Origin of the sequence: Geobacillus sp. Manikaran-105, from assembly GCF_002809955.1 — a bacterium.
Lineage (GTDB): Bacteria > Bacillota > Bacilli > Bacillales > Anoxybacillaceae > Geobacillus > Geobacillus thermophilus.
This window is the reverse complement of sequence record NZ_PIJG01000078.1, coordinates 1-6678: the sequence shown is the minus strand read 5'-3', so window position 1 is coordinate 6678 and position 6678 is coordinate 1. Positions and strand designations below refer to the sequence as shown.

Annotated in this window: 7 protein-coding genes; all 7 read right to left on the bottom strand. The window is 38.9% G+C overall.

Annotated elements, in window-relative coordinates:
• Positions 1 to 82 precede the first annotated feature (82 nt).
• The 7 genes from CV945_RS15830 to CV945_RS15800 all read right to left on the bottom strand — a co-directional run bounded on the left by CV945_RS15830 (position 83) and on the right by CV945_RS15800 (position 6186).
• Positions 83 to 532: a hypothetical protein gene (locus CV945_RS15830; protein WP_232722255.1), complete on the bottom strand. Its 450-nt coding sequence runs from the start codon at positions 530 to 532 to the stop codon at positions 83 to 85.
• Between the two features lie 266 nt (positions 533 to 798).
• Positions 799 to 1536, bottom strand: a complete 738-nt coding sequence (locus CV945_RS15825) for a hypothetical protein (protein ID WP_100660146.1) — start codon at positions 1534 to 1536, stop codon at positions 799 to 801.
• A 14-nt stretch (positions 1537 to 1550) separates the two neighbouring features.
• Positions 1551 to 2444, bottom strand: a complete 894-nt coding sequence (locus CV945_RS15820; RefSeq protein WP_198518531.1) for a tyrosine-type recombinase/integrase — start codon at positions 2442 to 2444, stop codon at positions 1551 to 1553.
• A gap of 64 nt (positions 2445 to 2508) precedes the next feature.
• Positions 2509 to 4281 (bottom strand): DUF927 domain-containing protein, encoded by a 1773-nt coding sequence (locus CV945_RS15815; RefSeq protein WP_100660144.1) that lies wholly within the window; start codon positions 4279 to 4281, stop codon positions 2509 to 2511.
• Positions 4226 to 4717, bottom strand: coding sequence for a hypothetical protein (locus CV945_RS15810; RefSeq protein ID WP_100660143.1), 492 nt, complete (start codon positions 4715 to 4717; stop codon positions 4226 to 4228). The genes CV945_RS15815 and CV945_RS15810 overlap by 56 nt, the downstream gene beginning before the upstream one ends.
• A gap of 151 nt (positions 4718 to 4868) precedes the next feature.
• A complete protein-coding gene (locus CV945_RS15805) occupies positions 4869 to 5261 on the bottom strand; it encodes a hypothetical protein (protein WP_100660142.1) in 393 nt (130 codons plus the stop codon).
• A gap of 13 nt (positions 5262 to 5274) precedes the next feature.
• Complete coding sequence (locus CV945_RS15800) at positions 5275 to 6186, bottom strand: tyrosine-type recombinase/integrase (protein ID WP_100660148.1); 912 nt, start codon at positions 6184 to 6186, stop codon at positions 5275 to 5277.
• Positions 6187 to 6678 lie beyond the last annotated feature (492 nt).

The window sequence follows — 6678 nt, the reverse complement described above, 5'->3', positions numbered from 1 at the left end:
TCTTTGTGATTTGGCATCATATTTTCTCTCCGTTCCCCTATTTTCTCTTTGTATTTATTCGCCGTGGAACGGGAGAAAACCTTTATTTCAATTTATATAATTTGGCAAAGGTCGTCGTTCTATTAACTATTATTCTTGGATGATTTTTGTATTCTTCAGTCAAGGGAATAGGATTCTGAAGTAACGTAACTTCCGAAAGCACAGCGATTTGATATTTATCCCAACTTAATATTTCATCTGCAAACTGAGGATCATTAAGAATACCTTGCATTTCTGGAATAGAATCGAGATCTTCTCTTGTGACATATCGATAAATATGAGAAACTTTGCCGAATCGACTTATGCTTTTTGGTGGGTCGCAATCAGAATCCCCGTAGAACAGCAATGACATCATTGGTGAGACTATTCTGTTGGGTGAGAAGAAATAGAGGTTATATTTATCAAGAATCTCCATAAACCATGGTTGTTGAGTTACTACCACTGCCTCACGCAAATCGCTATGCTTCATCTCACCAATCACTACTTTTTCCATTTGAGTATTTCTCCCCTCTATTTGTAGAATGTGTGAATCGAGAACCTCATTGATGTATTGATTGAGGCTCTTTTCACCTGACATACTCACTAACCTTTGATACTTCTCTTCGCTCAATCTTAATACAAATTTTTTATACAAAGCTTTATAATCAACCCCTTCACTAGATGATATCATTTACTGTGACTTAATGATATCATCTGGTGAATCGCATTGTCAACCATATTTTTCTAATACAGAAAAAAAGAACAGGGGAAGGTTCCCTGCTAAGTTTGCAACACACTATTCAGCTGTTCTTCGTATCCGTACTTTTTGAAAAACTCAGCTAATGCCACTTCAATGATGTCCCGCTGAGTAACGTTGAATTCTTGGCTGAAATCACTCAACAATGTCTGCAACGACGTAGGCAATGCTAGCGTTTTGTTAGCCTTTGCTCCTCTGAATTTGTATCGAGGTAGAGTTCCGTTACTTTCTGTTTCTAACAAGGCAATTAGCTTATCTTGTTTAGTTAGAAGGTAATCAAGAAGGGACTGGTATCTTTCCAATCCCTTATCCAATGTCAAAGATGCTTTTTGGAAAGTTTCTTGACTTTTTCTTTGCTTTTGGGCCAAACTTTCGTCGTATTTGTAGTTTTCTAATTCACTATCCCAGACGTAGCCCTGTCCTTTCATGTATTCTCCCATTTCCTCTACCGTAGCGAATCCATTTTTAAGGGCTACCTGTCGAATGTTTACTTGTTTTTGACTGAGCTGGCGTACAATTTTGGCTGCCTTGGTATTTACAAATCGAGCTTCATCTACGGCAGAAATGGTTTCTTTCTCTCTGGGAACGTAGGTTTTCCCGTCCCAGCGAAATCCTTTTCTGTAAAAGTACACGTCAATGGATTTAGAGCTTTTATTCCCAAAATGTGCAGCTATTTCTTCCCGTGTTTTTCCCTGAGCTAACATTTCAAGAGTCACTTTGATTTTAGGATCATCGTACACAGCTGGGTCAAAGTCTGTCATTTTCTTCTCCTCCTTTAGAAGTCGATTTGTTCAACTGCTTCACGCAAATCATCTTGTTGAACGTGTAAGTACACAGAAGTAGTTTTGAGACTAGCGTGTCCTAACAACCGTTGAATGACGGCAACATGGGTATCTTTTTTGACTAAGTAACTAGCAAACGAGTGACGTAGAATGTGACTTGTGACGTGCTTTTCTATACCAGCTTTCACACATGCTTCTTTCAACAAACGATTAACGTATTGGTCGCTTACAGTCCCTGTTTTTTTGAGTGCAAAGAAGTACAAAGAATCTGTTTTTGGGCGATGGTATTCAAGGTATTCTTTCATTTTTTTAATTAACTGTTGATTCATTGGAACTCGACGGTTTTTACCTCCTTTACCATTGATCACCTGTACAAATCCTTCTTCTAAGTCGACATCATTCAACGTAAGCTGAATGCATTCTTTAATCCGAAGTCCCGTGTATGCCATCATCATCACAAAGTAGTGAATGACAGGATGTTCGATTGATTTTATAATGGCTTCAATTTCTTCTTTAGTAAGGTAGATTCTTTCTGAATCGGGTACTTTTACTCTTTCAAAATCTTCAAGAGGGTTCTCTTCAACAATCTTCTTTTTCTTAAGGAAATTAAAGAAAGTAGACATGGCATTGATTTTACGATTGATCGTTCTTGGCTTACATTTTCTTTCATGGGTCAGGTAGTGAACAAATCCCTCGATGTGCTGACGATTAATCTCATTCACGAATATCGGTCCATTAGAACGTGCGGCCAGCCACTTCTGAAATTGATTAATGTCCATTTTATATCCTCTTAGGGTTGCTTCACGCATCCCTCTAGTCTTCAACCATTCGTGGAAGTAAGGAATGACTTGACTTAACAACAAACTATCCTTTTCAATGTTTTTCATCATGTTCCATCTCCCCGCTTGTTTTTTTGAAGCGAAGGAAGGTAAAGATACCTTCCTTTTTTACTTACTCGACATTTTCGTTAGATGATAGTCCTTGGACAAATCTCTCATCTCTTACCAAACCTTGAAATTGCTCCACGGGAACTTTTAAATTATAGGTGGTATCCTCCAATTTTTTTGGTGGATTTTTAGTAATTCCTAGTGCTCGTTTACGTTCTTGTTGCTCTGTTGCGTCAAAAATTCTAGTTCGTTTTGTTGTTCGATCATGTTCCGTGATAAGCCACTGACGTTCTTTCCAATCTTTAATAATCACCTTTGGATCATCGAATCCTAATTCTTTGAGCTCTTTTTCTAGTACGTGTTTTAAAATAGCCACTTCTACATAGTTGGATCGCGGGAACATTTTCCCCCAGCAATTGAAAGGATTGGAGTAAACTCCTTCTCGCTTGAAATTCCCCTGATACTGAATAATGCGTTGAACCACTAAATTCCAAGCCTTCCTGCCAATGTCGCGTTCATCTGAGATGATTTTTTCCTGTTCTACAAGGAAATGGAGTATATTGTCTAAATTTAACCCGATCTCTAACGCTTTGTTAGCCAACTCTCCTGCACCTAAAATGATGGCGTACTTTTTTGCAACGCGAGAACGAAAAGGAGTATCTGGAAGAGCTTTCTCACAGCGTTCTTGCCACTTTTTCCACGTTTCATCAATGATGTGGAGCCCCTGCTCAAACAGATACTTGATAAAAGCCTCTCCAGCATGGCCGTAATTTTCTTGAATCACTTGACGAATCATATCGGCATTAGCAGCAGATTTAGTCCAAGCAATATTCGAATACTCAAAAGTTCTAACCGTCAACCCTGCGTTATGGTTGGTACGTTCAAAAATGGATTGCTCTCCTGTTGAAATGATAGCGAGAGCCCACATTCCTTGTTTCCGTTGCTTAATATCTTCAGTAAGACGATACTTTTCTTGTCCTGAAGCCAACACGTAGAGCTCGCTTGTCAATGATTTGGCATTGCTCATGGAGAGCTCATCCAACACAATGGGAATTCCGAAATTTCCTCCTAGCATGTTTAAAATGGCATTAGAGGTTCCGTTCCAGTTCTTCATTAATCCTTTCTTCTTGTTAGATGGCATTCCAAAAACAGAAACAGCTAAGAGAGCTGCCGTGGTTTTTCCTTGCGTGCTATTTCCCGCAAGGTGAAAAACGATTGTATCTATATCGTCGTACAAATGGTACAGATACCCAATTAAAGCGGAGGCAAACCCGATAGACAAAATGGTTTCAAGCGGCGGATGTCCTACTACTTGTTCTTTCACCATCGTTAGCCATGTTTGTAAATCCCCTTTAGGCTGAAGATGATATGCCCCATACTCATTGTCATTCGTTGCTATGTAGGTAGGGTCGCTGGAAATAAGTTGATTGTGACGAAACACAAGCCCCTTTTTCTCATTTCGATGCCAACCTACCTGATGGAAAATAAGCTTATGAGGAGCTCGCTTCTGCTGCTCTCTCAAGTAAGTGGCAATGATTTTTTTGAATTCGTGAGGAATGTCGACTCCCTTGGCCATTAATTTGATTAATTCGTTAGGAATTAGCTGTCCCATTCCAATCGGCATCTCATGGTATGTTCCTTTGTATTTGTAGCAAAGATCCAAATGAACGTCCTTTGTATCAATGTTCTGCACCGTTTGTTTAATAAACAAGGGTTCGCACACTTTGAAGAAGCTTTCTTTTCCTGTATTTTTATCAATCTTTTTATAAAAAAGCCCTTCGTCACTGAGCAAGAAATCCCCAATCGGAAAGGTCTGCCCTGATTGTAAGTATTGCATACAAAATGGAAAACTCCTTCATTTGATAAGGGTAAATCTTTACTCCCCGATATCGATCAGGATTTCCTCGTATTTCTTCATTTTTTTCTTTTTTTATTTTCCGACGTTGTTCTTCTTGTTTTTGACGTAAAAGATGTTCGATCCTTTTTTCTTTAGTAATCGTATTGGATAGGTACCATATCCGTTCATAGTTGTTGAATATAAGGGCATCGACTTTTTCCGGTGGCATTTCATTCGTCTCTTCAGGCAGTTTCAGTTGACTTTGAGCGTATTGCCAAATACTCATTCCTTGGTCTTTTTGTTTTTTCTGGATGTAATCCGTCATTATGATAAACATCACAAACTTCTTCACTGCTTCTAACCCTATATAAAAATGCCCTTGAACTAGATCGGTTGCTAATTTTTCAACTTCCTCCTCTACAATTTTGTAAAACAACTTACTTTCTCCTTTCCTTGCTAGATAATTATAATCGATTTTATCTTATCACAAATAAGGTAATTATAGGAAAACAAATTTCTAAATAATAGCAATAAAATCATTTATATTTCTTCATTCTTCTCTCCCACAATTGCTTTGACGTCTCTTGTCAAAAATAGCAACCCCCTCTTTCATCGTATCTTGCTTGTTCATTCAACCATTCTTCCGTTTCATCATCGTAGGTTCCTGTGAGAGAATAGTACACTCGAATTTCTGTGTCAAAGCGAATGGCAATTCGGTAGAAGCTTATATCCCCCTCTTCAATTCTCTCTACATACTCCAAATCAAATGGATGATTGATTTCCGCAAGCACGTCATCATCTTTTTCTAACAGTATCATGGCTTCGTTTACTGGCAAACGAAAAGTGAACAGGTCCTCTTCACTATTCGATGCTTCAAACCGGTCAAGAAATTCTTTTTCAATGTATTGAATCATTGGCAAGGGGATTCTCCTCGTCGCTTTCAAAAATTCGATATCATTGAGGGATTGAATGATTTTCACCTTTTTTCCTCCTTTACAATAGCTTGACGGCATCCATCTTCTCCTGCCGTGTGGTTTGAATGTAGAATCTGGCAGTCATGTTCACAGAAGAATGACCTGCTAGTTTACTGACGGTGGTCAGGTCTACTCCTTTTTTCAACAATCGCGTGCAAAACGTATGTCGAAACAAATGCGGATGCAACTTGAATCCTAAATCCTTTGAAACGTTCGCCAGCCAATTTCTTACCGCATCTCGATGGACTTTTGGGGCACGTTGGCTAAGAAGCAAGTATTCACTATCCTTAAATTTTGATTTCAATCTCTCTCCTTTGACGTAAGACCGAATCAAATAGACAACATCTTCTCGCAAACTAATTTCTCGTATCTTGCCTCCTTTGCCCCTCACTGTTAGGCTGCTTGTCAAGTAGTCAATATCACCAAGCTTGATATTGACAAGCTCACTTACACGAACCCCAGTGTACAGAAGTAAGTAGGCAATCAATTTATTTCGTTGACTCACTTTTGTGTGATCCTCAAGGTAGAAAAGTAATTTCTCAACTTGTTCCTCTGAAAGTGCACTGACAACTTGTTCACTTCCTGCAGCTACTTTTATCCGGTCGCGCTTGAGATGGATGTACCTCTCCTTTACCAATCCCTTGATGAGTAGAAAATCGTTGTAGACTTTTAGGCTGTTGATCTTCTTGTTGATGGTTGCCACGGCAAAATTTTCGTCAATGAGGTATTGCTTATATCTGACAAAAGCAAAACGAGAAAGCGGTTGAGTCGTGTCAACCGCCTTCTCTGTGAGGTATTTCTGAAAACCTTCGATGTCTCCCACGTAAGACTCAATCGTTTTTGATGCCTTTCCTTCTTCTGTGAGCCATTGCTTAAATGCATCGAGTAATTCCTGCAATGGAAGCACCTCCTCAAAATGCAAAAAAGTCATTGATGCTTGTACTTGCACCAATGGCTCTTACTTTTTGATAATGTCGATAATTGTTTTAATCATGCAATCTGTACATGGTTGACTGCATAGATATGGGCACGGAAAGATTTTCAATCCTTTTCGCTCCTTTCTCTAGCGTTTTGTGCTATTTCTAATCATCTTTTGTGAGTTCTTTCGCTACTTCTGTGGCTATGGCAGCGAGCACCGACACGATTATTTTTTCCCACACTCTTCCTCACCTCCTTTCAAGGCGAGTATCACTACTCACGACAGAAATATAATTATGACGTGAGTTTTTTCACGCCTAACTGGGCAGCTTTCCATGGTACGACTAGATTCTGCTTTATCATATGGAGTACGATTTAGTTATGTCGTGAAATCCTTAAAAGAAATTGTAAATTATCATTTTATTTCAGCACAAAACGCCCATTTTTTTGCACATTCTTTCAGAAAGCCCTCTCCCCTTTTCTGAAGGAATGTGCTAAATTTTTT

Coding starts and splice junctions, on each gene's coding strand:
- CV945_RS15800 (WP_100660148.1), bottom strand. CDS start 6,186: ATGACTTTTTTGCATTTTGAGGAGGTGCTTCCATTGCAGGAATTACTC.
- CV945_RS15830 (WP_232722255.1), bottom strand. CDS start 532: ATGGAAAAAGTAGTGATTGGTGAGATGAAGCATAGCGATTTGCGTGAG.
- CV945_RS15820 (WP_198518531.1), bottom strand. CDS start 2,444: ATGAAAAACATTGAAAAGGATAGTTTGTTGTTAAGTCAAGTCATTCCT.
- CV945_RS15825 (WP_100660146.1), bottom strand. CDS start 1,536: ATGACAGACTTTGACCCAGCTGTGTACGATGATCCTAAAATCAAAGTG.
- CV945_RS15815 (WP_100660144.1), bottom strand. CDS start 4,281: ATGCAATACTTACAATCAGGGCAGACCTTTCCGATTGGGGATTTCTTG.